The organism is Collinsella sp. AF19-1LB (assembly GCF_003459655.1).
In the GTDB taxonomy this organism is placed as follows: Bacteria; Actinomycetota; Coriobacteriia; order Coriobacteriales; family Coriobacteriaceae; genus Collinsella.
The window spans coordinates 34,209-60,811 of the sequence record NZ_QRWO01000003.1 but is presented as its reverse complement, the minus strand read 5'-3'; the positions used below and the strand labels follow the sequence as shown (position 1 = coordinate 60,811).

Genomic DNA, 26,603 nt, shown 5'->3' with positions numbered 1-26,603 from the left:
AAAGAAGGCACAAAAAGGTAACCGTGGAGCGGTATGCCCCACGGCATCCATTTCCTTTAGGTTTGACGAGAGCACCTTTTGGCTGATGCCGGGAATAGAGCGATGGAGTGCGTTGAAGCCCAATGACTACCTGTGTCGGGCCCATGCAAAAAGCTGTACGTCAGCATCCAAAGATGTCGAAAAATGTCGACTTTGGATGCTGGCGTACATGTTTGGTTCGTATGGGTTCGGCTCGGTTGGCGCGAACTGGCCGCAGTGCGCGTGCTAGAGCAAATTCTCCTGCACCCACGCGATGATGTCGCTCGATTCGTAGAGCGGCTTTCCGTCAATGAATAAGCAAGGAACCTGGCGCTTTCCGCCGACGGTGATGAGCGTCTGCTCGGCATCGGAATCGGTCGAGATATTGCGCTCGGGAATGGTCACGCCGTTATCGGCCAAAAAGTGCTTGACCTTTATGCAATACGGGCAGCCGGTCATAACGTAGAGCGCGAGCTCGTGATCAGTAGCCATAGGTCTCCAATCGGTTGAGGTTTCGATTGAAATACCCAAAGCCGCCGCGGTCTATGCACGCGTCAACGACGACTCGATTGCCTGTACCAGAAACGCCGTGGCTCCGGTGCCGCAGGGCTTGTCGTAGTAGTCAACAAAGCGCTGGTCCGCAAGATAACCATTGGCGAGGCCCAGGTATGCTTCGTCCTGGGGCTCGTGTCCCCAGTTGAGGCTAATCCAACGACGATGCATCGCAACAAGTTTTTGGGCCTCGATGCTCTTTGGGTCGCCGTCGTCCATGGCAATCGAGAGCTGGCCCAAAATCGCGCGCTCGAGTTCTTTCATGTCGTTCCAGGTTTCGGGGTCCATGTCCAGCAACGCCTCGTTTGCCGCATCGATTGCCCTGTCGCCGTAGCGCGCCCGGGCCTCGGCGCCGTAGCGCTCCTCGTTTTCCTGCACGGAGCGCCAGCGCTCCAGTTGCGGCAGCACGGCGCCCATGAGCGAGACGGCTTCGTCGAGCGACATACCGGTGCTTTGTGCCAGCCGCGGGGCACAATCCTCGATCATTGCTTCCATTGTGGTGTCGTAGGTGTACTTGCCGCGGTCGTAGCACCACTTGCAGTAATGGTCGGTCGTGGCGCCCGCGGCATCGGTGCCGCAGTCGTCGGGCGTGAGCACCATGCCGCAGCTCTGACAATAGTGCTCGGGCATTTCGAGCAGGTGCGACAGCGGCTCTCCGGTAACGGCGGCAATGAGCTTCATCATGTCGATGCCCGGGGTGACTTCGCCGCGCTCCCAACGGCTCACGGCTTGGCGCGTGACGTAGAGCTTGGCGGCGAGCTGCTCTTGGGTAAGGTTGTTGGCGCGGCGGACGGCGATGAGTTTTTCTGCAAAGGCCATGACGGCTCCTTTCTGGTGCTTGTTTGCTTAAGCATACGCGGCAGCCGATGTCCTTCCAAGCAACCGTTGGTTGCATGCAGATGACGATGAGAGAGAATCGCAGCCTGCGCCCCGCGCGCCTGTGCCGTACAATGACCGGCATGGAACCTATTGCACGCATACATACCGACCTGCCGCAGAAGTTCGGCATTCCGCGCAACAGTTTTTTGGCGCCCCATCTGCAGGGACGCATCGTTTTTGAGCCGGAATTTGCCTCCAATGCAGCGGTTGAGGGCCTGGACTCCTTCTCTCACCTATGGCTGCTGTGGCGTTTTGAAAACGGAACGCCCGGCGGCACGGCTAAGGACATAGCCACCGATGCCAAGACGCAGGACAGGTCCGGCACCAATGCCAAGTGGTCGAAAACCGTGCGCCCGCCGCGTCTGGGCGGAGCCGAGCGTGTGGGCGTGTTTGCCACGCGCAGTCCGTTTCGCCCTAATCCCATTGGGCTTACCTGCGTCAAACTCGATCATGTCGAGCTTACCGACGATGGCCCAATCATCCATGTGCTAGGGGCCGATCTGCGCGACGGCACGCCCATCTACGACATTAAGCCCTACATTCCGTTTGCGGATTGCCATCCAGATGCGACCGGCGGCTGGATTGAGGATGCTCCGTGGCAAGAGCTCGATATCGAGTTCCCGCAAGCGCTGCAGGATATGATTCCGCCCGCAAAGCTCCCCGGCTTGATAGAGGTCCTTCGTCAAGATCCTCGCCGCGCGGGTAGCAAACACGAGCCAAACCGCGTCTACCATCTGGCTTACGCTGGGCTCGACATATCCTTTACGGTTGATGGAACCAGGTTGACGGTAATCGCCGTCAACGACGCGCGGGACTAGCCGGCTATTCGCCGGCGCCCGCCAAATTCAACGCCAAACCCTCATGACAAAATCGCCCACGCTGGTGGACAATAACGCCTACCAAAACAATCCGCTTTGCACGGGAGCTCAGCATGAAATACGACTTTACTTCGCTTATCGACCGCCACGGCATGGACGCCATCGCCGTTGACTCCTGGGGTGAAATCCCCGGCATGGCTCCGAACGCGCCCGACGAGGGCTTCGACCGCATCCCCATGTGGGTGGCGGACATGAACTTTGCCACGGTGCCCACGGTCCAGGAGCACATCATTCAGCGCGCCCAGCATCCCATGTTTGGCTATTTCGATCCTCGCCCCGAGTACTTCGACCGCATCATCGAATGGCAGAGCCGCCGTAATGGCGTCGAGGGCCTGCTCCCGGAGCATATCGGCTACGAGAACGGCGTGCTGGGCGGCGTCGTGTCGACCCTGCGCGCGTATGTCCAGCCGGGCGATGCGGTGCTGGTCCACAGCCCGACCTACATCGGCTTTACCAAGTCCATCGAAGCCGCGGGCTATCGCATTGTCCACAGCCCGCTTAAGCTCGACGACCAGGGCGTGTGGCGTATGGACTTTGAGGACATGGAGCGCAAGCTCGCCCAAAACCACATCCATGCCGCGGTGTTCTGCTCGCCGCACAACCCCTGCGGCCGCGTATGGGAGCGCGATGAGATCGAGCGCGCCATGGATACCTATCGCCAGCACGATTGCGTGGTGATCTCGGATGAGATTTGGTCCGATATCATCCTGCCGGGGCACAAGCATATCCCGACGCAGTCGGTGAGCGAGGATGCCCGCATACGCACGGTTGCCCTCTACGCGCCCAGCAAGACGTTCAACCTGGCGGGCTTGGTCGGCAGCTACCACATCATCTATAACGAGACGCTGCGCGACCGCGTGTGCGCCGTGTCCAACAAGACTCACTACAACGAGATGAACGTCCTCTCCATGCATGCGCTTATCGGTGCCTACCAGCAGCAGGGCTACGAGTGGGTCGATGAGCTCAACGAGATCATCGATGCCAACGTTGGCTACTTCTGCGATTACGTTGACGAGCATTTTGAGGGCGTGTCCTATTCACGTCCGCAGGGCACCTACATGGTGTTTCTGGACTGTACCAAGTGGTGTCGCGAGCATGGCCGCGATATTCAGTGGCTGCTCGACGAGGGGGCGCGCGTGGGCGTGGGGTATCAGGACGGCCGCCCGTTCCACGGGCCCTGCCACATTCGCGTGAATCTGGCGCTGCCGCTTTCGCGCGTAAGGGAGGCGTGCGACCGCCTGGACCGCTACGTTTTTGGGGTATAGGGGGCGCTCGATTCGAGTGCTGCCCCATGCGCCCACGCCGTCAAAATGCGTGGGCGCATGGGGCGCAGAGGGTAGCGAGCGCGTTTTCCGCATTCGCTACTTTTCCTGAATCTGCTTGCCGCAAAGATACTCAATCGAAATCTCGTAGAGTTGGACGCCCTTTATGTCTTTGGCGATCTCCTCCTCGACTTCTTCGGCAGAAGGGTAGTACTTAAGCGCGAGCTGACGGACTTTGTCCTCGATAAACGCGGGCGCTTCATCTACCAGGCGACAACGACCAAAGACAACGGTACTCATAACGTAGGGAGCCCAGTCGCCGTCCTTGTACCACTCGTTGCCGTAAACGGTAAAGCAGACTTTATCATCATGCTTGAGTGAATCGACCTTGTGGCCAGCCTTGGCGCCATGGAAATAAATCTTGTCGTGCTCGGCGTCAAAGAAGTAGTTGACGGGAATGGCATAGGGGTAGCCATCATCGCCGTTGACGGCAAAGACGCCGCGCTTGCAGGCAGCGAGCAGTTCGCGCGCTTTCTCGTCGGTGATGGCGCGTTTCTTTCGACGTAAGGGCCTAAACATCGTTGGCTTCCTTTCTACTGCGCATGGTGGTTGAGCACAAACTATAGCGAAACAGCCCCATTTTTCTTGATACAGGCGAGTATGTTTTTGAGCTTGCTAAAGTCGAGCGGTTTGGGCAGATGGGCGTTCATGCCGGCGTCGTGTGCCGCCTTGGCGTCTTCGGCAAAGGCGTTGGCGGTGAGCGCGATGATGGGGATGTCGGCCGCATCGGCCTTTTCGCTCAGGCGGATCGCCCGGGTTGCCTCGTAGCCGTCCATGCCCGGCATCATGATGTCCATCAGGATTGCATCGAAGCTGCCGGTGGGACGACCAACATATAGATCGACCGTTTCGTTGCCGTCGGCGGCGCGAGTCACGACGATGCCTTCGCTTTCGAGCAGAGCTTGGGCAATCTCGGCATTGAGTTCGTTATCTTCTGCCAAAAGGACGTTCATGCCGGCGAGTGAGCAGCTGCTTACCTGCGTGTCTGCACATTCTTTTATCTGAGGGTTCTTGTCGATATCGAGCGGAATCCGGACGTCAAACGTACTCCCCACGCCAACCTCACTCGAAATCTCAATCGTGCCGCCCATCATATCGATGAGCGATTTGACGATAGACATGCCAATGCCGGTTCCTTGGAACTTGCTGCGCGCATCGTCGCCTTCCTGGGCAAACGGCTCGTAAATGTGTGCCAAAAACTCGGATGTCATACCAATGCCGGTATCCGAGACGCTAAAGCAAAACACGGCGTGCTCGTCGTCGACCGGTTTGATGGTCGATGAGAACGTGACGGTGCCTCCGTGCTTGTTGTACTTGATGCTGTTGTCGAGCAGGTTGACAAGGATCTGCCGAATATGGGTGGGGCTGCCGATCATATATTGGTCGACAGCGTAGGGCTCGCTGGTGTCGAGCATGGTTATGCCGCGGTCCGATGCGCGGAGCTTGCACAGTACGAGCGCATTGTCGCACAGCTCTTTAAGGTTGAATGATTCGTGCTCGAGCGTCACTTTGCGCTCCTCGATCCTGCCCATCTCGAGGATGTCGTTAATCAGTGACAGCAGGTGATTGGCGGCAACGCGCGCCTTGGCGCGGCTTTCGCGGGCGACCTGCATGTCGCCTTCTCTCAATTCCTCAATTTCGATAAGGCCCAGGATGCCGTTGAGCGGCGTGCGGATGTCGTGGCTCATGCGCGTGAGGAAAGCGGTTTTGGCGGCGTTGGCGGCATCGGCTTTCTGCCGTTCCTCCTGTGCGCGGTAAAGCGACCAGACAAGGATGACGATGCCGGTGAGCAAAATGCAAATGACGACTGCCGCAATGACGATGCGGTTGCGGTAGAGAAGTCGGAACGCATCCGATTCTTGCGCCGAGTACGATGTGGGGAAATAGCTGTTTGCAGAGAGCGATTCACCTGCATTGACGATGCCCTTATTGATGATTCCCAGCAGCTCGGGCTTGCCGCGCGAAATTAAACACGATAGTTGTGCCGTGTTGGTGAGTTCCTGTGTTTCGAAATCCTCGATGTCGTAGATGTCGCGGAGAGTTTCCAGGCGCGTGCTGGGGACAATGATGCAACGTGCCTTCCCCTCATCGAGGGCTTTGAGCACCTCGCCGTCATTCGAATACTCGGTTACCGTTGCGTTCGGAAAGAGACTTTCGAGCTCAAAACGGTTAACGATTGTGCTCTTTGTACAAGCGATGTTCTTAAGGTCGCTGTTCAGGTTTTTGCCACTGTGAATGGCGGTCAGCGAAACCGTTCCCATCGAGTTTGACTGGATGACCCCTGTCTGTTCGGCGAGCCAGTAGTCGCGAAACAACGGCAGGGCGACATCGATGGTCCCGTTGGAAAGGGCTTTGATCATTTGCTTGTTGTTCGAGAGTGCGATTGTTTTGACCGTAATGTCAAACTTGTCGTGCAACGTCGTTGCAAGCGAGGCGAGCGACCCTTCCATCTCGCCGTCGTCATTTTGCGTACAGTAGGGAAGTTGGTTTTTAAGATAGCCGAGCGTGATGGTATTGCCGTTTTCTTTGAGCCAGGTGGTCTCGGTGCCGGTGAGCGATGACGAGCCACTGTTTTGGGTCGAGTAACTCGTTTTGACTTCCTCGTTATAGCGCGGGTTATCGCGGGCGATGGTCGTCATGGCGGCGTTGATGTCGTTCATCAGGTCAGGGCGGCTTTTGGGAACGGCAAAATAGTAGTCGCTCGAGCCTACGTAGAACATGGGTGACGCATCGGGCGACGAAATGGTGTCGTTCATGATGACGGCGTCGACCTCGCCGTCTGCAAGCGCCTCAAAGAGGGCGCTGCCGGTGTCGATTTCTTTATAGGTGCAGGTAACGTCTTCGTTGGCGAGCCACTGCTGGCCGACGATAGTTTGCATAACGCCAGAGTTGCAGCCGATGGTGAGGCCTTGGAGCGCCTGAGGGTCACCCTTGGCTAGATCGTCGCGGTCGGGCCTGGCGTAGATATAGTAGCGCTCGGTGCCCTCGGGATTTGAGGAAAAGAGCAGCTTCTGCTCGCGTTCTGCCGAATACGAGATGTTGGGCATGAGGTCGATTTCGCCTGCCTCGAGCATGTCCATAAGCTCGGAGAAGGTGCCGCTAACGTATTCGTATTGCCAGCCCTTTGTGTAATACGAGAGGGTCTGGAGGTACTCGTAGCCCCATCCCGAGAGGCGCTCGCCCGGCGTGCCTTCCTGGAAGCCTTTGTTGTTGACGAGCCAGCCAACGCGGACCGTCTTGACCTGGTGGTCGGAGTCGGCGGCAAAGGCGGGGGCAGGCATGACGGCGCTCAGTACGGTGAGTACGGCAACCGCGACGGCTAGGGTGCGATATAGAGCCAAACGAAGGATGGCGGAAGGTTTCACATGTAATCCTATCGAGTCGAGACAGTATCACATAAGGATACCAGCTCAACCTGCCCACTCAGCCACCGCACCGCTAAACGGTCAGGTAGTCATTGGGGACGTTCTTGTTTGACTAGTCATTTAAGAACGTCCCCAATGACTAGTTCCGTTTGCGGGGGAGGCGTGGGACAATACCGAGCGAATGTGATTGGGCGTCTGGGAAAAGAGGTCGCGATGAACAAGTTGAGGACGCTTGCTGACGTGTTGCGCCAGGCTGGCTTTGCGCGCATCACGGGCCTGTTTCTCGTCTTCTATCTGCTGTGCTCGACGGCCGTCTGGCTGTCCGAGCCCACGACCCTCACGTTTGGCGACGGCCTCTGGTTTAGCTTTGAGACCGTATCGACGATCGGCTTCGGTGATATCCCGGCCGAGACGCCGGTTGCCCGCGCTATCACCGTCGTTTTGAGCGTCATCAGCATCTTCTACATCGCCATGCTCACGGGCGTGGCGGTGAACTACTGCAACACGCTCATCAAGATGCGTCAAAAGGACACCATGGCGCGCTTTATGGACGATCTCGAGCATTTGGAAGAGCTCGATCGTGACGAGCTCGCCGACCTGTCGCGCCGTGTGCGCGAATATCGCCGACGCCAACGCTAGAACGGGCGACGCGCGTCACGACGAGGGGGACTGAATATGAATATCACGGTATACCTGGGCGCGAGCGTCGGCAACGACCCGGCGTTTCTGCCTGCAGTGCGAGAGCTCGGCACGTGGATTGGCTCCAACGGCCACGCGCTGGTATACGGCGGCTCCAAGTCGGGCCTGATGGGCGCGCTTGCCGATAGCGTGCTCAATGCTGGCGGGCATGTGACGGGCGTTGAGCCGAGCTTTTTTATCGAGGCAGAGTTTCAACACGACGGTATTGACGATCTCATCGTGACGAGTGACATGGCCGAGCGTAAGGCCAAGATGATCGAGCTCGGCGACGCGTTCATCGCCTTCCCGGGCGGTACGGGCACGCTCGAGGAGATTGCCGAGGTCATGTCCGCCGTGTCGTTGGGGCATCTCGATGCGCCGTGCATCCTGTACAACCTCGGGGGCTACTACAACGATCTTAAGTCGCTGCTCGGGCGCATGATCGACAAGGGCCTATCGAGCCCGCAGCGCCAGACCGGCATCTACTTTGCCGACGACCTGCGTCAAATCGCATCGATTATCGGCGCCTAAGCCTTAGGCTCATCGCTCGTGCGGCACCCAACGGCACCGTTCGCGGCGTAGATGGTTAGCCCGCCCGAGGCCTGCTCGTCCTACAATAAAACGTATCTTTGTCGATTTGACCACGGGAGGTCCCGATGGATACCCTTGCAAAACCCAAAAACCGTGCGCTGTTCTTAGTGAGCGTGGCTGCGACCGGTGCGTTTGCGGGCACCGCGGTCTGGCTGTTCTTCTTTGCGATGGAGCGCGGTATCGACTATCTATGGACCGAGATCCCGCATATGCTGGGCGTCGCTTCACCCGAGCTCGCGAGCGGCCCGTTCGGGTTTTTGCCGTATCCGTTTTTCGTCTGCCTGCTGGGCGGCCTGCTGATCGGCCTGTACGAAAAGATGACGGGCACCAAGACCGATGACCTCAACCAGGTAATGGCCAAGGTTAAGCAAGACGGTCGCTATCCGTACGACAACCTGGGCAAGCTTTCGCTCGCGGCGTTGCTGCCGCTGCTGTTTGGCGGAAGCATTGGACCGGAGGCCGGCCTGACCGGCGTTATCGCGGGTCTGTGCAGCTGGGTCGGCGACCGCATGCGTCGCTTTGGAGCTGAGTTTAGGGAGCTCACGCTGCTGGGCACCCAGGCTGCTCTGACGGCACTCTTTACCGCGCCCGTGTTTGGCTTTGTGGCGCCGCTCGCCGGAAGTGCTGACGGTCAGGGTGCCAACGAAGACGAGGATTCCGCCTCCGACGAGATCACCATCAAGCTGCCCAAGGCGCAAAAGACCGTGGTCTACGGCATCGCGATTGCCGGCGGTCTGGGTACCTACCTGCTGCTCGGCCAGCTTATGGGCGGCGGCATGGGCATGACCAGGTTCGAGTCCGCTCAGGTGGGCAACCTGGAACTTGTCTGGCTCATTCCGCTGGCGTTGGTCGGCACCGTATGCGGCTGGCTGTACTTTGTCTCTGAGCACGCGAGCGAAACGTTTGCCCGGGCCATAGGAGAGCGTCCTGTCGTTAAGGCAATGCTGGCCGGTCTGGTACTTGCCGCCTGCGGTACGGCTCTGCCCTACACCATGTTTGCCGGCGAGACCCAAGCCGACGTGCTCATGGAGACCTATCTGACCATTCCCGCCGGCGTGCTTATCGCGACCGGTCTTGTTAAGGCCATGCTGACGCCCGCCCTCATCAACCTTGGTTGGCGTGGCGGCCACTTCTTCCCGGTTATCTTCTCGGGTGTGAGCCTGGGCTATGGTCTTGCCATCCTCACCGGCGCCGATCCGGTCTTTTGCGTCGCCGTCTGCACCGCCTCGACGATGGGCGTCGTTATGCGTCAGCCGGTCATGGTTGTGGGCCTGCTGCTCATGTGCTTCCCGCTCAAGGGTATCGTCTGCATGATCATCGCCGCCGTCATCGCGGCGGGCATTCCGCTGCCCAAGCCGCTGCGCAAGTAGCACGGTAGCGCGCGGGCAATACAAACATCTCAAGCCCGGTGTGGGCGCTGTGTCACGGATTTGCGGGTGGACTGAATCTCGCCTGACACCGACGCTACTTCCAAATCGCGAGCGCGGCGGTGCCCAGCACGATGAGGAAAAGGCCGATGGCGCTTCGATGCGACAGCTTTTCGTTGAAGGCCAGTCGTGCGAACAGCACCGATACGACAATCGATAGTTTGTCGATTTGCACGACGACGCTCACCTGGCCTGCAGCGATGGCGTAGTAGTACAGCAGCCACGACGCGCCGGTCGCAATGCCCGATGCCGCAAGAAATGCGAGTTCGCGCGGGTCAATGCGCGCGACCTGCTCCAGCTTTCCCTTGGCAGCCACGATTGCCCATGCCATAACAAGTACCACACAGGTGCGGATTGCCGTGGCCAGGTTTGACTCGACACCTTCGATGCCGATCTTGGCGAGGACGGAGGTGAGTGCCGCGAACACGGCGGCGCCGAGGGCGTAAGCGAGCCAGGCTCGGTCTTGCTTTTGCTCTGCGCCGACGGACTGCTTTTTCTCGATCATCAAAAACGTGCCGAGCGTGATAACTGCGGTTCCCACGAGCTTGACCGCCAGGTTGCCTGTCTCACCAAAAAGCACTATGGCGATCAGCACGGCGAGCACGGTGCTCATCTTGTCGACGGGTACAACCTTGTTGACGTCTCCGATGCTGAGCGCCTTAAAGTAACAGATCCACGAGGCGCCGGTGGCGAGTCCCGAGAGGGTGAGGAATAGCCAGGCTTTGGCGGGAATGGCGCCGATTGCTCCGATGGATCCAGAAATGCCCGCCATTGCCCAGGCAAATACGAGCACCACGCAAGTACGGATGGCGGTTGCAACGTCGGAGTCGGTGTGCCTGATGCCGCATTTGGCCAAAATGGATGTGATGCCGGCAAAGAAAGCTGATGCAAATGCTGCTGTAACCCACGACACGGGTTGAGCGCCTCCTCATAAAAGACCGCGCCAGATCTGCGGCGCATGCCCGATGATACCGCGCTTGCCTACAGGTCGCGTGCTCGATAGACCTTGGTACTGATGGCGCAACTCAGTGCAAAGAGCACGAGGGCCAGTACGGCAATTCCTGCGCACAGGCAGCCGAGGACGGCGGGATCGGGATTCGCCCCAGCAATCGACATGAGCCAGTTGCTGATGGGGTTGGAGGAGCTCAGTGTGGCCATGGCAAGGCATCCGAGCAGGGCAAACAGGCCGACGGAAAGGCGCAGCGCCTCCATGTGTCCAAATCGAAAGAACAGCGGCTGTGCCAGAAACACCATCATGAGGGAGATGAGCATCGATGCGGCGGAGGCTATCGTGGTCTCAAAGACGATCTGTCCCGTCGAGGGCATGCCCATGTGATCGAAGAACGGAAAGGTGATGATGCTCAAAAGCGCGGCGGCGCAGGTCATAACGGCCGAGAAGGCAATGATGCTCAGGTAGCGTGCACAGATGATGTCTTTGCGCGAGATGGGCAGCGTCGCCCGATAACGCTCCCATCCGTTTTGATTGTCGAAGCCGGCCAGCGAACTCATGACTATGATGGGCGACATGGCACTGACCGCGCAGGCGCCGGCGCTCATACCGGAATCGCCATCCGATGCGTTGGCGAGGGCCAGTACGACGAAGATGAACAGGCCGACGCCCGCGATGCTCGGGGCGAGCGTGCGAACGATGGCGAGCTCGGACATAAAGGCGCGTTTCATTTCGAAGCCCCTTTCAGCATGAGGCGAAGATAGTCATCAATGGTTGCCCGATCGCAGGGAATCTCTGGAAAGGCCTCGAGCGTTTCGCGACGGTCGGGCACAAGCACGTCCACGCTGTAGGCGTGGTGGGCGGCGCGGGCGTCTTCGACGCAAGCCATAAGCTCGGCGGCCTGTGCCTGAGTGCAGTGAGCGATGCCAGCACGGTCAGTAATGTCCTCGCGCGGCAGGTCAAACACAATCGAGCCGTTATCGATGCAGATGACGCGGTCGGCGGTGTGATCGAGGTCGGACGTAATGTGGCTCGAGAGCAGCACGCTGCGCTGGCCGTCGGCGACAAAGGCAAGCAGCTCGTCGAGCAGTTCCTCGCGCGCCATGGGATCAAGGCCTGCGGTGGCTTCGTCCAAAACGAGCAGCTTGGCATTGTGACTGAGTGCGCAGGCAAGCTGCAACTTCATGCCCATGCCGCGGGAGAGGTCCTTGACCTTCGTCTTGGGATCGAGGCCAAATCGGTCGATGAATCCGGCGAACGTTTCGCAGCTCCACGTGGGGTACGCCGGGCCTACGAGCCTCTCGACCTGGCCCACCTTGAGCGTGGAGGGGAAGGGGCATGTGTCCAGGACAAGGCCGACGCGGGAGCGCAGGTGGCGCTGTGCCTCGTCGGGCGCGTTGGCGTCGCAGCGCTGTCCAAGCAGATGCGCCTCGCCGGCATCGAGCTTTATAAGCCCGAGCGCGGCGCGAATGGTCGTCGTCTTGCCGGCGCCATTTGCGCCCACAAAGCCAACGATCTGGCCGGGCTCCACGGCAAGTGTGACGTCTCGCAGTGAAAAACGGTCGCTCACACGGCGTGAGATGCCTTTGAGTTCTAGAAGGTTTTGCATGGTATAGCCTTTCTTGCAGATGGCTACTGCATGGTTTCGGGGGCTATCAGGTCGAGCATCTCGTGCAGCTTGTCGCGCGTAACGCCCAGGGCTTCGGCTTGGCTCGCCGCTTTCGCAAGCAGTTCTTCGATATGGCAGAGCTGGTTTTCGCGCAAGAGCTCCTGGTTGCCCTCGGCGACAAAACAGCCCTTGCCCTGCACGGTGCAGATAAACCCGAGCTGCTCCAGGTCGGCGTAGGCGCGCTTGGTGGTGATGACGCTCACGCCAAGATCGCTCGCGAGCGCGCGGATGCTGGGGAGTTTGGCTCCCGCAGTGAGTGTGCCCGAAAGGATCTGAGCTTTGACCTGTGAGGATATCTGTTCGTAGATAGGCTTATCGCTCGAATCGGATAGGATGATGTCCACAGCGGCTCCTTAGCTGTTGGGTTACACGTGTATATAACCGGTAAGCACAGTATATATACACTATGCACAGTTATGCAAGAGCTAAATGTGGAATAGCCCATCGGCGCCGCGCTTGCTCCAAAACAATCTCAATCTGTAACACCTGGGTCCGTTTTGGGTCGCCTGCTGTTACAGATCGAGATCTTATTTGCCCGCTTGCCTATTTGTCTCAGTCTGTAACAGTAAGAGTCGATTTGCGCGGCTAGATGTTACAGATTGAGACATTGGCTCCCTGCCTTCCTGTTTATCTCGATTTGTAACAGCTAGACCCAATTTGGGCGGTCAGATGTTACAAATCGAGATTGTGCCGGCGGGCCTGCCGGTTTGTCTTGATCTGTAACAGGTAGAGGCTCAAAACCCGTCTTACTGTTACAGATCGAGACAGTCCTTGAGGCGACTGCCAGGTGCACAGCGAGCTTGGCTAATGAATTTGTCCTGATAGGTGCCCTATGGCGGGATTTCGCGGCTACAATGGTGCGGTTACAACGACGTAATGCACTCAATGCAAGAAAGGATCCGCATGGCAAGCCTGTCGGATGAAATCTCGTCGCGCCGCACGTTCGCGATTATCAGCCACCCGGACGCCGGTAAGACCACGCTTACCGAGAAGCTGCTGCTCTATACCGGCAGCATCCAGACTGCCGGCTCGGTCAAGGGCAAGAGCTCGGCCAAGCATGCCGTCTCGGACTGGATGGACATCGAGAAGGAGCGCGGTATTTCCGTTACCTCCTCGGTGCTGCAGTTCACCTACAACGGCGCCTGCGTCAACATCCTCGATACCCCCGGCCACCAGGACTTCTCGGAGGATACCTACCGTACCCTTATGGCCGCCGACGCCGCAGTCATGGTCATCGACGGCGCTAAGGGCGTCGAGGCCCAGACCAAAAAGCTCTTTAAGGTCTGTACGCTGCGCCATATTCCCATCTTTACCTTTGTGAACAAGCTCGACCACGAGGCTCGCGATCCGTTTGAGCTCATGGAAGAGATCGAGAACGTCCTGGGTATCAATACGTATCCCATGAACTGGCCGATCGGCAGCGGGCGCAACTTCCGCGGCGTGTTCGATCGTCAGACCCGTCGCGTCATTGCCTTTGAGGGCGACGGCCACGCCAACGCCACCAAGAAGGTCGCCGAGGTCGAGGCCGAGCTGGGCGATCCGGCCATGGACGAGCTTATTGGCGAGGAGAACCACAAGAACCTGATGGACGACATCGAGCTGCTCGATGGCGCCGGTGACGAGCTCGACCTGGATGCCGTGGCCTGCGGCAAGCTGAGCCCGGCGTTCTTTGGCTCGGCACTCACCAACTTTGGTGTGGAGCCCTTCCTTAAAGAGTTCCTGCGTCTGGCCCCGACGCCGCGCGCCTATACCGATACACTCACCAGCGAGCCGGTCGCGCCCGCCGAGAACGACTTTAGCGGCTTCGTGTTTAAGATCCAGGCCAACATGGACAAGAACCATCGCGATCGCATTGCCTTTGTGCGCATTTGCTCGGGCAAGTTCGAGCGCGGCATGGATGCCTTCCATGTGCAGGGCAACCGCAAGCTCAAGCTGGCTACGGGCACCTCGATGATGGCCGACGATCGCGCCATCGTGGACGAGGCGTACGCCGGCGACATCGTGGGCCTGTTCGATCCCGGTATCTTTAGCATCGGCGACACCGTGTGCTCCGGCAAGCGCCACGTGCAGTATCCGCAGATCCCGACGTTTGCCCCCGAGATGTTTGCCCGCATTACGCAGGTCGACACGCTCAAGCGCAAGCAGTTTGTGAAGGGCATGGAGGAGCTTGCCCAGGAGGGCGCCATCCAGATCTTCCGCGAGCTGGGTGCCGGCATGGAGAGCGTCATCGTGGGCGTGGTCGGCGTGCTGCAGTTTGAGGTACTCGAGCGCCGCCTCAAGGCTGAGTACCGTGTCGAGGTTCGTCGCCAGCCGCTGCCCTATACGGACATTCGCTGGATCCAAAACGACTCCGACACCATCGATATCCCGGGTCTTTCGCTCACGCGCGACACGCTGCGTGTCGAGGACATGCGCGGCGGCAAGCTGCTGCTGTTCACGAGTCCGTGGAATGTTGACTGGGCGACCGACCACAACCCCGACCTTGTCCTGTCGGAGTTTGGCAACGTAACGTTTTAGTGCACCGGCGCGGTGGCCCTGCGGGGCTGCCGCACCGTTTGCTTGCCTGCCGCCGCGTGAGCGGCTATCATACCCACCGTCGCCTCAAGACCGTGGCGGCCGAGCAGTTCGGGTCCGATATCCTGCTCGTTAAACCTAAAACCAAAGGAGTACATAATGATCAAGAAGGTCATGGAGGACTACAAGGTCCTGTTGCGGAGCATTCCCGCGGCAACGGTTTCGCTGTTTTTCGTGAGCGTCATCATGATGAACCTGCTGGCCAACAAAGAGCTTATCAGCCTACCGTATCTGGCACTCGATTGCGGCTTTGTGGTGAGCTGGGTCTCGTTTTTGTGCCAGGACATGATCTGCAAGCGTTTTGGCGCCAAGGCATCCATCAAAATCTCTATCCTCGCGCTGGCGGTCAACCTGGCCGTAAGCCTGTGCTTTTGGCTGTGCTCGCTCACGCCCGGCATGTGGGGCGCCTACTATGACACGGGCATGATCGAGGTCAACACCGCCCTTAACGCCACCATCGGCGGCACCTGGTACGTGGTGTTTGGATCTTCGCTCGCCATGCTCGTCTCTGCCGTCGTTAACTCCACGCTCAACCAGTCGCTCGGCCGTATGCTCAAAAAGAATAACTTTGCGAGCTTCGCCTTCCGCTCCTATGTGTCCACGGGTGTTGGCCAGTTTATCGACAACCTGGTCTTTGCCATTGTGGTGAGCCACACGTTCTTTGGCTGGACCTGGGTGCAGGTTCTTATGTGCTCGCTGACCGGCGCTGTTGCCGAGCTGCTGTGTGAGGTCTTCCTGAGCCCCGTGGGCTACAAGGTCGTGCGTGGCTGGGAGCGCGAGAATGTGGGCGCCGAGTACCTCGAGCGTCACGCAACCGCCTAAGGAGCAAGTATGCGGGTTTTGATCACGGGTGCCTCGGGCGGTATCGGAGCCGCGTGCGTGCAGCGTTTTTTGGACGAGGGCCACGAGGTCGTGGGCTTTGATTTGCTGCCGGCGGCAGTCGAGCACGAGCACTATCGCCATCTGATCGTCGATGTCCGCGAGCCGGACTCGTTTCCGGACGAGCTTGAACCCCAGGTGATCGTGAACGTTGCCGGCACGCAGGATTCGGCCGACGATATTGCCGCCAACCTGTGCAGCACCATCAACGTGACCGAGCGCTATGCCTTTGTGGGGGAGGGGCTTGCCGCCAAGCCGGCGCCGGCCATTACATCCGTGGTCAATGTGGGGTCGGCGAGCGGGCATACGGGATCGGAGTTTCCCGCCTATGCCGCCAGCAAGGGCGGCGTTATCGCCTACACCAAGAACCTTGCAAACCGCTTGGCGCCGCAGGCCATCGCCAACAGTGTGGACCCGGGCGGCGTCATCACGCCGCTCAACCGTTGCGTGATGGAAGACGAACACCTGTGGAACCAGATTATGGAGCTCACGCCGCTTAAGCGCTGGGCCACCGCCCAAGAGATCGCCGAGTGGATCTACTTTGTGGGCGTGACCAACCGGTTTATGACCGGGCAGAGCCTGCTGATCGATGGCGGAGAGGCCGGCCGCACCCAATTTATTTGGCCCGAATAGGAAACGCGCCCGATGGAAAGCCGTCGGGCGCGTTTTTGATGTATCGATTTTTAGCCGAGGCAAGTCCAGTTGACGGGGGTCGAGCCGTGCTGTTCGAGTAGCCGATTGGCTGCCGAGAAGGGGCGCGACCCCATAAAAGCGGGGAGTTCTGCCGTGGCACGGTTGGCCGAAAGTGGCGAGGGGTGCGTGGAGGCCAGACAGAACTTGCCGCTTGCCTTGCCCGCGCCGGTCGCGGCGAGCTTGCCCTCAACCATCTGCTGGGCAAAGCGGCCCCATGCCAAAAAGACTACCGGCTGGGGCAGCTGACAGCAGCGTTCGATAACGTAGTCGGTGAGCGCGCTCCAGCCCAGCTTGGCGTGCGAGTTCGCGGCATGCTCGCGCACGGTGAGCGTAGTGTTGAGGAGCAATACGCCCTGCTGTGCCCATGGCGTTAGATCTCCCGTGGCGGGAACGGGGCAGCCCAGGTCGGCATTGAGCTCCTTATAGATGTTGCGCAGGCTCGGCGGCAGCTTGGTTTGCGTCGCGGGGACCGAGAACGAAAGCCCCATGGCCTGGTTGGGTCCGTGATAGGGGTCTTGACCCAAGATGACAACTTTGGCTTGGTCTGCCGGCGTGTAGACGAGGGCATTGAGGATGTCGTCTTGTGCCGGGTAGATGGTTTGCTCGGCACGCAAAAGGGCGATGCGCTCGAGCAGCTGGTTCGTAGTGTCACGTACCGGCTGCGGCGCATCGCCCAACCAAGTTGCTATGTTGCGGTTGCGGGTCGCGGTGTCCATGGGGCTCCTTTATGGCAGATGCTCTGTTGGCATCTATTGTAAAGGCACACCGGAAACCTTTATGCCGCGGCTGCATAAGGAGTGGGGACTACGAGACGCGCTCGGGCGCTCCTGCCATACGGGCCTGTCCATGTTCACGGAGGCGCGGAAGCTCGACGGTTGCCACCATGACGCCGGTGAGGATGAGGGCGGCGCCAAAGAAGGCGATGGGGCTCAGGACCTCGCCGACCAGGAAGAACGAGAAGACGGCAGAGCAGACCGGTTCGAGTGAGAAAGCGAAGCCGGTGGTCTCGGCGGGCACGTGGGGCTGCACGAGCGTCTGGGTGATAAAGCCATAGGCAGAGCAGATGAGTGCGAGGGCAACGACGACTACGACCTCGCCCGGCGTGCCGGGAAGCGTGAAACCGCCAAAGACGAATGCGGCGATGCCCGAGAACAGGCCGCCAAAGCCCAGCTGCCAAACGCCCAGAGCCAGCGGGTCGACATCTTCGACAAAGCGCTTCGCCACAATGATGTGGCCGGCATAGACAAAGGCCGAGAGCAACATGATGAGCGCGCCCGGGTTCAGGCTGGTGAAGTCGGCGCCCGAGAGCAGCAGCATGCCACAGGTGACGATGGCGGTGCCGACGAGAACTTTGCGCTCGGGGGCGCGGCGCAGCAGGGCGGCGTTGGCAAACGGCACGATTACGACCGTCAGGCTCTGCAAAAAGCCGGCGGTTGAGGCGGAGGTGAGGCTGGAACCCAGGCACATACAGGTGAGCTCGGTTGCCATGATGGCGCCGATGATGGCGGAGCGAACCATCACGTCACGGTTGATACGCAGCGCGTGCTTGTGGAAGAGCAGCAGACAGGCCACAAAGGCGATGATGCAGCGCAGCGCAACGATGCTCGTGGCGTTCATGCTATCCATGCCGATCTTCATGAGGGGGTACGAAAAGCCCCATGCGACGGGAACGGAAAATGAGAGCGCGATTGCTTTTTTGCGATCCATGGGACTCCTTTTGTTACAGAACGGTTTCGCAAAAAGGATTCTGCTCCCAGATGTGGATGTAGTAAAGCGAATGTATCTTCAGTATGATTAAGAAATACTAATGTTGCTAGAAAAAGCGCTGGCAAAACGTTTTACGGCTGCATTGATGTGGAGGCACGATGGCATCGCGGTATCAGATTGTTTGTATGGTGGTCGATCGCGGCAGTCTTAAGGGTGCAGCCGATGAGCTGGGCTATACACAAAGCGCGGTGAGCCAGGCCGTCAAGGCGCTCGAGCGCGAGCTGGGCACCACGATTATCGAGCGCGGTAAGCAGGGCGTATCGCTTACGCGCGACGGCAAACAGTATCTGCCGTATCTGCGCCAGATTGTAACTGCCGAGGCCGAGCTTGAGGGCAAGCGTCAGGAGTTGCTGGGGCTTTCGTCGACTGACATTCGCATTGCGACGTTTACCAACGTGAGTCGTACCGTGCTGCCGCGCGTGATCCGCGACTTTGGGGCCCTGCACCCGGGCGTTCACTTTACGCTCAAGCAGGGCGATTACACGCGCAACGCCCAGTGGGTGCACGATGGCGTGGTTGACTTTTGCTTTACGGCACGCGGATTTACCGCGGGGCTCGAGAAGCGCGTGGTCTATCATGACGAGTTGGTAGCATTGTTGCCGGCCGCGCATCCGCTGGCGGCAAAGGAAAAGGTGACACTCGCCGACCTAGCGTCCGAGCCGTTTGTGCTGCTGGATGAGGGCGAACAGAGCCTGGTGCTCGATGCATTTGCGGCGCATGGGCTGTCACCGCACGTGACGAGCGAGGTGACCGACGACTACACCATCATGGCGATGGTGGAGGAGGGCCTAGGCGTGAGTATGCTGTATCGCCGTACCGTCGAGGGCATGCGGGCCGATATTCGCGTACGACCCATCGTGCATGCTCCTTCGCGTGACGTGGTTGCAGCCTGGCGCAGCTGGGACACCATGCCTGTCGCCACGAGGCACTTTATCGACTATATGAGCTCGCATATTGTCAATTAATGACTGGCGTGGCGTTGAGTGTGGTGATTAGCGGGCTGTCGCTTTGGCTTGCGTCAGACGGTAGGTGTGTGCCGGATGGCAGAGCAATACCGCCACGACCATAAAGAACGCCGTGGTGCCCAGGCTGATGGGGTAGACCATCATGATGTTCGCAAAGGTGCGGAAGTGCGGGAACACGCAGAATACCCAGTAGAAGCGGATGCCGCAGACACAGATCATGGTGATGAGGGCGGGCATGAGCGAGATGCCAAAGCCGCGCAGGTAGCCGGACATATTCTCGTAGAACATGCTAAAGGCGTATGCCGGGAAGATCGAGCACACACGGATATAGCCGATCGAGACGATGTTGGGGTCGCTGTTGAACAGCGCCAGGATCTCGCGCCCCAGACCGACGATGATGACGATGGTGGTGAGTGCGACGATACCGCCTTCGACCAGGCAGACCTTGAGCGTCTTGGTGCAGCGGTCGATCTGGCGAGCGCCGTGGTTTTGCCCCACAAAGGTGGTGCAGGCCTGGCTAAAGCTGTTGAGCAGGTTGTAGCACACGTACTCCAGGCTCATGGCAGCGCTGGATGCCGCCATGACCTCGGTGCCCAGGCTGTTGATGGCGGACTGGATGATGATGTTGGCGACGGCAAAGACGGCGCTTTGGATGCCGGCGGGCAGGCCGATCTTGACGATGCGCTTGAGGGCGACGGGGTCGATAGCCAGATCGCGCAGGGTGACGCGGACGACGGAATCGGTCTTGAGCAGACGGATAAAGAGCGTGACTGCGCTGACGGTATAGGCGATGGCGGTGGCGATAGCGACACCCGCGACGCCCCAGTGGAGCACGGGGACAAAGATGAGGTCCAGGCCAATGTTGAGGACGGTGGACACGGCAAGCGCCTGCAGCGGCATGCGGGTGATGCCGACGGAGCGGAAGATTGCGGCCTCAAAGTTGTAGAGCAAGATCGAGGGCATGCTGAGCAAAAAGACGCGTAGGTAGAGTGAGGCGAGTGGCATGGTCTCGGCGGGAACGTTGAGCGCGGCGAGCATGGGCTCGGCAAAGATCTCGCCCAGGGCGATGACGACAAAGCCCACGAGCGCCATTAAAATCGAGGTATGGACGGCGCGTTTGACCATGTTCTGATCGTTGCGGCCGATAGCGTTGGCAATGACCACGTTGGAGCCAAGCGACATGCCGATAAACAGGTTGAGCATAAGACTGGTAAGCGGAACATTGGAGCCGACCGCCGCCATGGCGAGGGTTCCCTGGTCGCCTGAGAAGTTACCGATGATGACCGTGGCGATGAGGTTCGATAGCTGCTCCAAGATGCTCGTGGCGGCCACGGGGAAGGCGAACAGGGGAATATTGCGCCACAGTGAGCCGGTGGTCATGTCAATGTGCTTGGACGCGGTATCAGCCATACGCTCTCAATCTCTAATATGCTCTTTCGTGCTTATTTGCGCAGATGATGATACTCCTAATCGACTAGTCATTGGGGACGTTCTTGAATGACTAGTCGTTTAAGAACGTCCCCAATGACTAGGTGGGGAAGGCGTGCGACAATGGTGGGCGTTGTGTTGTTCGCGCTAAGGAGTTGCCATGTTGTTGTGTCCCGTTTGCCATGAGCCGTTGGTGGACGATGAGCGCGGTGCTGTGTGCGCGGGCGGACACCGGTTTGATCGTGCGCGCGAGGGCTATCTGTATCTACTGCGCTCGTCCAAGAGCGGCGACTCCATGGGCGATCCCAAGTCGCAGGCGCGTAGTCGTCGCGACTTTCTGAACCGCGGTTACTATGCGCCGTTGCGCGATGCGATGGTCGAGCTGGTGCGCAAGCAGGTGTCTGGGCGCGCGGCGTCTGCAGGCGTCCCCATGACCTTGCTCGATATTTGCTGCGGCGAGGGCTACTACACTAGCGCCATGGGTGCGGTGCCGGACGTGGATGCTTACGGTTTCGACCTGGGCAAGGAGATGGTGCGCCTGGCCGCCAAGCGCGGCGATGCGACCTACTTTGTGGCCAATATGAAGGACATCCCCGTGGCCGATGGCGCCTTCGATATGGTGACCGAGCTCTTCGCTCCCTTTAACGAGCGCGAGTTTGCCCGCGTGCTGGCGCCCGAGGGCTCGCTCTACACCGTGGTGCCGGGTGCCCGTCATCTGTTTGGGCTCAAGGAGGTGCTCTACGACACGCCGTACCTTAACGACGAGAAGCTGCCGAAGACGACCGAGCTCGAGTTGGTGGGAACGCAGCGGGTGTCTGCGAACATTACGCTCCAGACCCAGGCTGACATCGAGGCGGTGTTCCAGATGACGCCGTACTACTACCGTACGCGCCCCGCCGACAAAGAGCGCCTGGCAAACCTGGACACCCTTCAAACCGATATCGACTTCATCATCGCCGAGTACCGCCACTAATCTACCAAAAAGGGACAGGTTTATTTTGGCAGGTTTTATCTGGGCAAATGCAAAGGGCCGACCGCGGAGATGTGCGATCGGCCCTTTTTAGTTGCTTGGCTGCAGAGGCTATGAGAAGCGAGCGCTTACAGGCGGTCCTTGTTCTCGGCCTTGACGGCGTGCGCCTGCTGAACAAAGAACAGGTCGTACACCACGATGACAAAGGCGCCAAAGTTGATGGCGTCGCCGCCAAACGCGGGAAGCGTGAGCACCGCCTGGGCAAGCGTGGCGACTGCAGCAACGATACCGAGCTTAAACGCGCCGTCAACCTGCGAAGGCTTGTTGGCACCCTTGATGCCCGCAACGCCCGCGGCAAGATCGATGAGGCCCTTGGCGATAATCACGGCCGCGGCGAGCATGGCGTTCGATCCGTAGGTGGACTCGAACTTGCCGGTCGCGATGCCGGCGATTCCTATGACGAGACTGGCGATGCCCAGAACAAAATAAATCAGGGCAAGGATTTTGAGTGTCTTGCGAGTGAAGCTCATGGCTGGTCCTTTCGATACGAGTACGCCAACCTGGCGCACCCTATGTGCTGCACATATGGTGAAGCACATTGTAGTTCAACGCGGCGATGCATGCGCCTGAAAGCGTCTCTTGCCTGCACGGTTCAACCTTTCAAAAAGGAAAGCTGGACGTAAGTCAAATCGATGGCAGCGCATGCGCGGCGCTGCGATGATGAGGCCATGGTAAGAGCTGGACCGAAGGAGGAGCCATGATGTACGGAGTCAAGCAAGTGGATGAGCCGCGGTCGCTGGGAAGGCGCATGAGTGATTCTGTGATCGCTGCCGTGTGCACGGTATTGATGGCGGTGCTTTGCATTGGGATGCTGTGGACCATGTCGCATGTGGGACAATAACGGACGGTTGGGTGCCGACATGAATGGCGCCCATGTATTCGTTTTGTTTGCTAAGGAGTGTCCATGGGCGTCGTCGATCCCTTTTCTGTTGCTCGGGCTGCTGGGCTCGAGCTCGTGCGGACGTCCGAGGGCCTTACGCTCACCGACGGCACGATGGAGTTGCGTGCCGATTTTGGCCGCATGCTTCCACGGCTCAAGCAGGGTCGTCTGCAGCAAGAGCTGTTGGTAAAGGCTGCGCGCACAAAAGGCATCGAACAACCATGGGCGATTGACGCCACGGCAGGCTTTGGCGAGGATTCGCTGCTGCTGGCGGCAGCGGGCTTTACCGTCGATCTGTATGAGCAGGATTGCGTGATCGCGGCGCTGCTCCAGGATGCCCTGGATCGCGCGGCAGATGATTCGGCGCTTGCGGCCGCCGTGGCGCGCATGCACTTACATGCGGGCGAGGACAGCATTGCCGGCCTTCGCCATACGGCTGAGCTGGTCGAGCGCGATGAGCTCGCGGCTCCCGACGTGGTGTATCTGGACCCCATGTTTCCTGAGCGCACCAAGAGCGCGGCGGTCAAAAAGAAGTTCCAGCTCTTGCACCATCTGGAACAGCCGTGTGCCGATGAGGAGACGCTGGTTAAAACTGCGCTTGCAGTGCGGCCGCGCAAGGTCGTTATCAAACGGCCGGTGAAGGGCCCATTGCTTGCCGGCGTTAAGCCGAGCTATCAGCTTGCGGGCAAGGCCGTCCGCTACGATGTTTTGGTGCCGCCGCGCCCGTAGCCTGCGCGTGATGGCCGGCGATGTGTCGGTGCCGTGCCGCTGCGTGAGCGCCGCTCCGTTGCGGAGCCTATTTCCAAGGATGCGACGTCAGATGCCACCCGCCGCAGTATTCGCATTTGTAGCAGGCCAAACCACGCCGTCCACGGTTTTCGCAGTCGGCCATAACGGCCTCGGCCTCGGCGCGTGTGTCGTAGCGGTTTTTGCGCTCGCACGATTTGTAGCGCCAAGCCTCATCGCGCTCGGCGTCCAGGGCATCGCGGCGCTCGTCCTCGCGCGCAAACAGGTCGCTCATATCGCCGCCGGTGGCAGCGCCCAAAAACTCGCTTTTGGCCTTTGACCAGGCGGCTCGCTTTTTGCTTCCCATCCGCTCCTTGCCCTTTCCAAACGCTGGTATCATTGCTCAATCAAAGTGATACCAATAAACGTGAGGTCGCCGCGTGATGATCAGAAAAACCCTCGAGACCGACATTCCCGCCGTCATGGCTATCTATGATGCCGCCCGCGCCTTTATGCGCGCGCATGGCAACGCCACGCAGTGGCCCGAGGGCACGCCTTCGGCCGAGCAGCTGGCTGCCGATATCGCCGCCGGTGGCAGCTATGTGTGCGAAGTCGACGGTCGCGTGGTGGCGACGTTTGCCTTTTTGCCGGGCCCGGACGAGTGCTATGACGTCATCGAGGACGGTCAGTGGCGCAGCGACACTCCGTACGCCGTGCTGCACCGCGTGGCGTCCGACGGCACCGTGCACGGTATCGCGGCCGCGATGTTTGCCTTTGCCAAGGAGCGTGCCGACCATCTGCGTATCGATACGCACGCGGACAACCTGCCCATGCAGGGTGCGAGCCTCAAGGCAGGGTTCGAGCGCGCCGGCGTCGTGTATGTGTCCGACGGCACGCCGCGCGTTGCGTTCGACTGGCTGCGCGAGGCATAAGGGCCGAGTCACATACCAGCGTTTCATCGAAATGAAAATGGCCCCGCGTGGGGCCATTTTTGGTAAAACGCGTCGTTGTGGGACTCGCATTGTTACCGCCTCAGATGAGACCGGGCAGACAAAAGGGGAGGTGCCGGCTTTCGTAAGGCGCGAACCTACGAAAATCGCCGCGCGGCAACGCAGGGCGATGAGCTTGGTCGGGGGATAGGGCCCGCTTCGCCCGCCGGCCCGTAAATTGTATCATCCAGTGTGGAACGAGGATGCCCGTTGCCGAGTGCGACGGGCTTGCAATAAGAGGAGAGCCATGTCGAAGCAAGCGGTCGTTGGAATCTTGGCGCATGTCGATGCCGGCAAGACCACACTGGCCGAGGCCATGCTGTTCTGCGCGGGTCGCATTCGCAAGCGCGGCCGCGTGGACGATGGCGACTCGCACCTGGATACCAACGCCATCGAGCGCGAGCGCGGCATCACGATTTTCTCGTCGCAGGCCGTGTTCGACCACGGTGATACCCGCGTCATGCTCGTGGACGCTCCCGGACACGTGGATTTTTCGGCCGAGGCAGAGCGCACGTTGCGTGCGCTCGACTACGCGATTTTGGTGGTAGGTGCCAACGACGGCGTGCAGGGGCACACCGAAACCCTGTGGCGCCTGCTTGCGCGCTATGACATTCCGACGTTCATCTATATCAACAAAATCGATTTGGAGAATCCCGGCCGCGATGTTTTGCTGGCACAACTTGGGCAGCGTCTTTCCGAGGGCTGCCTCGATGCGAACGAACTGCTGGCGGGCGGCGCCGCTTGGGAGGACGCTGCCGCGTTGGACGAGGCAGCCCTCGAGGAGTTTCTTGAGACGGGTGAGCTTTCCGTTGCAACGCTTTCGCGCATGGTTGCCGAGCGCAGGCTCTTTCCCTGCTTTGCCGGCTCGGCGCTCAAGGATCAGGGCGTGGGCGAGCTGCTGGATGGTATGTGCACGCTGATGCGTGAGCAGGCGTGGCCGCCGGAGTTCGCCGCGCGTGTCTATCGTGTCAGCCGCGGTGTTCGTGGCGAGCGCTTGGCTTGGGTTAAAGTGACCGGCGGCACACTGCATGCCAAACAGATGATTGACGGGCGTTCCGGCGCCGAGGCATGGGAGCAAAAGGTCGATCAGGTGCGCATCTATAACGGAGAGAAGTACGAGCTTGCCCAGGAAGTTGCCGCTGGCGGTATTTGTGCCGTGACGGGTCTTGCGCACGTTCGCCCGGGGGATGCCTTGGGTGCGGAGCCCGGGTGCGATGCGCCCGTCATTGCGCCGGTCCTCACCTATACGGTGCTCCCGGGCGAACATGATGTCCATGCGGTGTTTAAAGCGCTGGCTGAGCTGACGGACGAAGACCCCATGCTCGGCGTAAGCTGGAATACGCATCTTGAGCAGATTCACTTGCAGTTGATGGGCGCCGTGCAACTCGAGGTCGTGCAGCGGGTGTTGGCCGATCGCTTTGACCTTTCGATTGAGTTTGAGCCCGGCGGCATTCTCTATAAGGAGACTATTTCGCGGCCGGTCGAGGGCGTGGGCCACTTTGAGCCGCTGCGCCACTATGCCGAGGTGCATCTGCGCCTGGAGCCGTTGCCGGCGGGTTCGGGTGTGCAGTTTGGCACCGTGACCTCGGCCGACGAGCTCGATCTTAACTGGCAGCGTTTGGCACTCACCAACGCTATGGAGCGCGACCACCTGGGCGTGCTGACGGGCTCGCCCATCACCGATGTGCGCATTACGCTCGCGGGCGGCCGCGCGCATGCCAAACACACCGAGGGCGGCGATTTTCGCCAGGCCACGTACCGCGCGATTCGCCAGGGTTTGATGCAGGCGCGCGAGGCCGGCGCGGCGGTGTTGTTGGAGCCGTGGTATCGCTTTGAGCTCGAGGTGCCGGGGGAGTGCGTGGGCCGGGCGCTCTCGGATGCCACGCGCATGAGTGCCGAGTACGAGCCGCCGACGATGGCGGGAGACCGGGCGAAGCTTGTGGGTCGCGTTCCGGCATCCGAGGTGCAAGATTATGCGCTGGAGGTGGCTGCCTACACGAGCGGTCGCGGGCATCTGTACCTGGAGTTCGCCGGTTATGCGGCTTGCCATGATGGCGAGCGCGTAATCGAGGCTGCCGCCTACGAGCCCGAGGCCGATCTGCCCAACACGCCCGACTCGGTCTTTTGCGCCCACGGCGCCGGCTACACGGTCAAATGGTACGACGCACCCGCTGCGGCGCACGTAAAGGTCGATCCCGCCACCTTCCGCCCCTGGCGAGCAGCAGACGCCGAGTTTTTCGGCCACATGTGACAAAGGGGCAGTTCCTTTGTCACATGCTATTGGTATAACTCGGTATAAGTTGGTATAACTGTTACCAGGGTTTGCCAATCCGAGGAGGCCGAT

The 26,603-nt window shown here is 59.8% G+C and carries 27 protein-coding genes; 14 read left to right on the top strand and 13 right to left on the bottom strand.

Annotated elements, in window-relative coordinates; translation table 11 throughout:
- Positions 1–264: 264 nt before the first annotated feature.
- Both DWX39_RS01650 and DWX39_RS10960 read right to left on the bottom strand, forming a co-directional pair.
- Positions 265–510 (bottom strand): glutaredoxin, encoded by a 246-nt coding sequence (locus tag DWX39_RS01650; protein ID WP_117758279.1) that lies wholly within the window; start codon positions 508–510, stop codon positions 265–267.
- Between the two features lie 51 nt (positions 511–561).
- Positions 562–1,389, bottom strand: a complete 828-nt coding sequence (locus DWX39_RS10960) for a TipAS antibiotic-recognition domain-containing protein (RefSeq protein WP_117833464.1) — start codon at positions 1,387–1,389, stop codon at positions 562–564.
- A gap of 86 nt (positions 1,390–1,475) precedes the next feature.
- Here DWX39_RS10960 and DWX39_RS01640 point away from each other — a divergent pair, with 86 nt between their 5' ends.
- Both DWX39_RS01640 and DWX39_RS01635 read left to right on the top strand, forming a co-directional pair.
- The gene (locus tag DWX39_RS01640) at positions 1,476–2,267 is read left to right on the top strand and encodes a tRNA (N6-threonylcarbamoyladenosine(37)-N6)-methyltransferase TrmO (RefSeq protein WP_233508841.1); all 792 of its coding nucleotides are present in this window, start codon (positions 1,476–1,478) and stop codon (positions 2,265–2,267) included.
- Positions 2,268–2,380: 113 nt separating this feature from the next.
- Entirely contained in the window at positions 2,381–3,592 is a 1,212-nt protein-coding gene (locus tag DWX39_RS01635; protein WP_117758277.1) for a MalY/PatB family protein, read from the top strand.
- Between the two features lie 96 nt (positions 3,593–3,688).
- Here DWX39_RS01635 and DWX39_RS01630 read toward each other — a convergent pair whose 3' ends face one another.
- Together DWX39_RS01630 and DWX39_RS01625 are read right to left on the bottom strand one after the other, a co-directional pair.
- Entirely contained in the window at positions 3,689–4,168 is a 480-nt protein-coding gene (locus tag DWX39_RS01630) for a pyridoxamine 5'-phosphate oxidase family protein (protein ID WP_117758276.1), read from the bottom strand.
- 41 nt (positions 4,169–4,209) lie between these two features.
- Positions 4,210–7,014 carry a transporter substrate-binding domain-containing protein gene (locus DWX39_RS01625; RefSeq protein WP_117758275.1) on the bottom strand — a complete coding sequence of 935 codons (2,805 nt, stop codon included), beginning with the start codon at positions 7,012–7,014 and terminating at the stop codon, positions 4,210–4,212.
- A gap of 213 nt (positions 7,015–7,227) precedes the next feature.
- On the opposite strand from DWX39_RS01625, the gene DWX39_RS01620 reads away from it, so the two are divergent.
- The 3 genes from DWX39_RS01620 (at position 7,228) to DWX39_RS01610 (ending at position 9,653) form a co-directional block, all read left to right on the top strand.
- A complete protein-coding gene (locus DWX39_RS01620) occupies positions 7,228–7,653 on the top strand; it encodes a potassium channel family protein (protein ID WP_055252221.1) in 426 nt (141 codons plus the stop codon).
- Positions 7,654–7,689: 36 nt separating this feature from the next.
- Entirely contained in the window at positions 7,690–8,223 is a 534-nt protein-coding gene (locus DWX39_RS01615) for a TIGR00730 family Rossman fold protein (protein ID WP_117758274.1), read from the top strand.
- A 125-nt stretch (positions 8,224–8,348) separates the two neighbouring features.
- Positions 8,349–9,653 (top strand): chloride channel protein, encoded by a 1,305-nt coding sequence (locus tag DWX39_RS01610; protein ID WP_117758273.1) that lies wholly within the window; start codon positions 8,349–8,351, stop codon positions 9,651–9,653.
- 94 nt (positions 9,654–9,747) lie between these two features.
- Here DWX39_RS01610 and DWX39_RS01605 read toward each other — a convergent pair whose 3' ends face one another.
- The 4 genes from DWX39_RS01605 to DWX39_RS01590 form a co-directional block, all read right to left on the bottom strand.
- Entirely contained in the window at positions 9,748–10,623 is an 876-nt protein-coding gene (locus DWX39_RS01605; protein ID WP_117640579.1) for an EamA family transporter, read from the bottom strand.
- A 68-nt stretch (positions 10,624–10,691) separates the two neighbouring features.
- Positions 10,692–11,390 carry an ABC-2 transporter permease gene (locus DWX39_RS01600; RefSeq protein ID WP_117758272.1) on the bottom strand — a complete coding sequence of 233 codons (699 nt, stop codon included), beginning with the start codon at positions 11,388–11,390 and terminating at the stop codon, positions 10,692–10,694.
- Complete coding sequence (locus DWX39_RS01595; RefSeq protein WP_117758271.1) at positions 11,387–12,268, bottom strand: ABC transporter ATP-binding protein; 882 nt, start codon at positions 12,266–12,268, stop codon at positions 11,387–11,389. Before DWX39_RS01595 ends, DWX39_RS01600 begins: the two co-directional genes overlap by 4 nt.
- 23 nt (positions 12,269–12,291) lie before the next feature.
- On the bottom strand, positions 12,292–12,672 hold the full coding sequence (locus DWX39_RS01590) for a GntR family transcriptional regulator (RefSeq protein ID WP_117758270.1): 381 nt from the start codon (positions 12,670–12,672) through the stop codon (positions 12,292–12,294).
- Positions 12,673–13,231: 559 nt separating this feature from the next.
- Between DWX39_RS01590 and DWX39_RS01585 the strand changes: the two genes are divergently transcribed.
- From DWX39_RS01585 to DWX39_RS01575, 3 genes are all read left to right on the top strand, one after another.
- Complete coding sequence (locus DWX39_RS01585) at positions 13,232–14,845, top strand: peptide chain release factor 3 (protein ID WP_117758269.1); 1,614 nt, start codon at positions 13,232–13,234, stop codon at positions 14,843–14,845.
- Positions 14,846–15,001: 156 nt separating this feature from the next.
- The gene (locus tag DWX39_RS01580) at positions 15,002–15,724 is read left to right on the top strand and encodes a VUT family protein (RefSeq protein WP_231501599.1); all 723 of its coding nucleotides are present in this window, start codon (positions 15,002–15,004) and stop codon (positions 15,722–15,724) included.
- 9 nt (positions 15,725–15,733) lie between these two features.
- Positions 15,734–16,414: an SDR family NAD(P)-dependent oxidoreductase gene (locus DWX39_RS01575; RefSeq protein WP_117758268.1), complete on the top strand. Its 681-nt coding sequence runs from the start codon at positions 15,734–15,736 to the stop codon at positions 16,412–16,414.
- A gap of 50 nt (positions 16,415–16,464) precedes the next feature.
- Here the strand turns inward: DWX39_RS01575 and DWX39_RS01570 are convergent, their stop codons facing one another.
- Both DWX39_RS01570 and DWX39_RS01565 read right to left on the bottom strand, forming a co-directional pair.
- Complete coding sequence (locus DWX39_RS01570) at positions 16,465–17,190, bottom strand: uracil-DNA glycosylase (RefSeq protein WP_117758267.1); 726 nt, start codon at positions 17,188–17,190, stop codon at positions 16,465–16,467.
- Positions 17,191–17,278: 88 nt separating this feature from the next.
- Positions 17,279–18,181 carry a DMT family transporter gene (locus DWX39_RS01565; protein WP_117758266.1) on the bottom strand — a complete coding sequence of 301 codons (903 nt, stop codon included), beginning with the start codon at positions 18,179–18,181 and terminating at the stop codon, positions 17,279–17,281.
- A gap of 158 nt (positions 18,182–18,339) precedes the next feature.
- Here DWX39_RS01565 and DWX39_RS01560 point away from each other — a divergent pair, with 158 nt between their 5' ends.
- On the top strand, positions 18,340–19,206 hold the full coding sequence (locus tag DWX39_RS01560) for a LysR family transcriptional regulator (RefSeq protein ID WP_117758265.1): 867 nt from the start codon (positions 18,340–18,342) through the stop codon (positions 19,204–19,206).
- A 27-nt stretch (positions 19,207–19,233) separates the two neighbouring features.
- On the opposite strand, the gene DWX39_RS01555 is transcribed toward DWX39_RS01560, so the two are convergent.
- On the bottom strand, positions 19,234–20,616 hold the full coding sequence (locus DWX39_RS01555) for an MATE family efflux transporter (RefSeq protein ID WP_117758264.1): 1,383 nt from the start codon (positions 20,614–20,616) through the stop codon (positions 19,234–19,236).
- Positions 20,617–20,794: 178 nt separating this feature from the next.
- Here DWX39_RS01555 and DWX39_RS01550 point away from each other — a divergent pair, with 178 nt between their 5' ends.
- Entirely contained in the window at positions 20,795–21,607 is an 813-nt protein-coding gene (locus DWX39_RS01550; RefSeq protein WP_117758263.1) for a putative RNA methyltransferase, read from the top strand.
- Positions 21,608–21,732: 125 nt separating this feature from the next.
- Here the strand turns inward: DWX39_RS01550 and DWX39_RS01545 are convergent, their stop codons facing one another.
- Complete coding sequence (locus DWX39_RS01545; protein ID WP_117635536.1) at positions 21,733–22,134, bottom strand: hypothetical protein; 402 nt, start codon at positions 22,132–22,134, stop codon at positions 21,733–21,735.
- A 227-nt stretch (positions 22,135–22,361) separates the two neighbouring features.
- On the opposite strand from DWX39_RS01545, the gene DWX39_RS10955 reads away from it, so the two are divergent.
- Positions 22,362–22,505 (top strand): hypothetical protein, encoded by a 144-nt coding sequence (locus DWX39_RS10955; RefSeq protein WP_158555292.1) that lies wholly within the window; start codon positions 22,362–22,364, stop codon positions 22,503–22,505.
- Positions 22,506–22,568: 63 nt separating this feature from the next.
- Complete coding sequence (locus DWX39_RS01540) at positions 22,569–23,273, top strand: class I SAM-dependent methyltransferase (RefSeq protein WP_117758262.1); 705 nt, start codon at positions 22,569–22,571, stop codon at positions 23,271–23,273.
- A gap of 67 nt (positions 23,274–23,340) precedes the next feature.
- On the opposite strand, the gene DWX39_RS01535 is transcribed toward DWX39_RS01540, so the two are convergent.
- A complete protein-coding gene (locus DWX39_RS01535; protein ID WP_055310006.1) occupies positions 23,341–23,637 on the bottom strand; it encodes a hypothetical protein in 297 nt (98 codons plus the stop codon).
- A gap of 76 nt (positions 23,638–23,713) precedes the next feature.
- Between DWX39_RS01535 and DWX39_RS01530 the strand changes: the two genes are divergently transcribed.
- Positions 23,714–24,202, top strand: coding sequence for a GNAT family N-acetyltransferase (locus DWX39_RS01530; RefSeq protein WP_117736485.1), 489 nt, complete (start codon positions 23,714–23,716; stop codon positions 24,200–24,202).
- Between the two features lie 304 nt (positions 24,203–24,506).
- Positions 24,507–26,510, top strand: a complete 2,004-nt coding sequence (locus tag DWX39_RS01525; protein WP_117758261.1) for a translation factor GTPase family protein — start codon at positions 24,507–24,509, stop codon at positions 26,508–26,510.
- Positions 26,511–26,603: the final 93 nt, after the last annotated feature.

Excerpts from the sequence above, each read along its gene's own strand:
- DWX39_RS01570 (WP_117758267.1), bottom strand. The coding sequence starts at position 17,190 with ATGGACACCGCGACCCGCAACCGCAACATAGCAACTTGGTTGGGCGAT.
- DWX39_RS01600 (WP_117758272.1), bottom strand. The coding sequence starts at position 11,390 with ATGAAACGCGCCTTTATGTCCGAGCTCGCCATCGTTCGCACGCTCGCC.
- DWX39_RS01580 (WP_231501599.1), top strand. The coding sequence starts at position 15,002 with ATGATCAAGAAGGTCATGGAGGACTACAAGGTCCTGTTGCGGAGCATT.
- DWX39_RS10960 (WP_117833464.1), bottom strand. The coding sequence starts at position 1,389 with ATGGCCTTTGCAGAAAAACTCATCGCCGTCCGCCGCGCCAACAACCTT.
- DWX39_RS01530 (WP_117736485.1), top strand. The coding sequence starts at position 23,714 with ATGATCAGAAAAACCCTCGAGACCGACATTCCCGCCGTCATGGCTATC.
- DWX39_RS01585 (WP_117758269.1), top strand. The coding sequence starts at position 13,232 with ATGGCAAGCCTGTCGGATGAAATCTCGTCGCGCCGCACGTTCGCGATT.
- DWX39_RS01595 (WP_117758271.1), bottom strand. The coding sequence starts at position 12,268 with ATGCAAAACCTTCTAGAACTCAAAGGCATCTCACGCCGTGTGAGCGAC.
- DWX39_RS01565 (WP_117758266.1), bottom strand. The coding sequence starts at position 18,181 with ATGGATCGCAAAAAAGCAATCGCGCTCTCATTTTCCGTTCCCGTCGCA.
- DWX39_RS01555 (WP_117758264.1), bottom strand. The coding sequence starts at position 20,616 with ATGGCTGATACCGCGTCCAAGCACATTGACATGACCACCGGCTCACTG.
- DWX39_RS01620 (WP_055252221.1), top strand. The coding sequence starts at position 7,228 with ATGAACAAGTTGAGGACGCTTGCTGACGTGTTGCGCCAGGCTGGCTTT.
- DWX39_RS01525 (WP_117758261.1), top strand. The coding sequence starts at position 24,507 with ATGTCGAAGCAAGCGGTCGTTGGAATCTTGGCGCATGTCGATGCCGGC.
- DWX39_RS01540 (WP_117758262.1), top strand. The coding sequence starts at position 22,569 with ATGGGCGTCGTCGATCCCTTTTCTGTTGCTCGGGCTGCTGGGCTCGAG.
- DWX39_RS10955 (WP_158555292.1), top strand. The coding sequence starts at position 22,362 with ATGATGTACGGAGTCAAGCAAGTGGATGAGCCGCGGTCGCTGGGAAGG.
- DWX39_RS01550 (WP_117758263.1), top strand. The coding sequence starts at position 20,795 with ATGTTGTTGTGTCCCGTTTGCCATGAGCCGTTGGTGGACGATGAGCGC.
- DWX39_RS01650 (WP_117758279.1), bottom strand. The coding sequence starts at position 510 with ATGGCTACTGATCACGAGCTCGCGCTCTACGTTATGACCGGCTGCCCG.
- DWX39_RS01535 (WP_055310006.1), bottom strand. The coding sequence starts at position 23,637 with ATGGGAAGCAAAAAGCGAGCCGCCTGGTCAAAGGCCAAAAGCGAGTTT.
- DWX39_RS01575 (WP_117758268.1), top strand. The coding sequence starts at position 15,734 with ATGCGGGTTTTGATCACGGGTGCCTCGGGCGGTATCGGAGCCGCGTGC.
- DWX39_RS01545 (WP_117635536.1), bottom strand. The coding sequence starts at position 22,134 with ATGAGCTTCACTCGCAAGACACTCAAAATCCTTGCCCTGATTTATTTT.
- DWX39_RS01635 (WP_117758277.1), top strand. The coding sequence starts at position 2,381 with ATGAAATACGACTTTACTTCGCTTATCGACCGCCACGGCATGGACGCC.
- DWX39_RS01610 (WP_117758273.1), top strand. The coding sequence starts at position 8,349 with ATGGATACCCTTGCAAAACCCAAAAACCGTGCGCTGTTCTTAGTGAGC.
- DWX39_RS01630 (WP_117758276.1), bottom strand. The coding sequence starts at position 4,168 with ATGTTTAGGCCCTTACGTCGAAAGAAACGCGCCATCACCGACGAGAAA.
- DWX39_RS01640 (WP_233508841.1), top strand. The coding sequence starts at position 1,476 with ATGAGAGAGAATCGCAGCCTGCGCCCCGCGCGCCTGTGCCGTACAATG.
- DWX39_RS01615 (WP_117758274.1), top strand. The coding sequence starts at position 7,690 with ATGAATATCACGGTATACCTGGGCGCGAGCGTCGGCAACGACCCGGCG.
- DWX39_RS01560 (WP_117758265.1), top strand. The coding sequence starts at position 18,340 with ATGGCATCGCGGTATCAGATTGTTTGTATGGTGGTCGATCGCGGCAGT.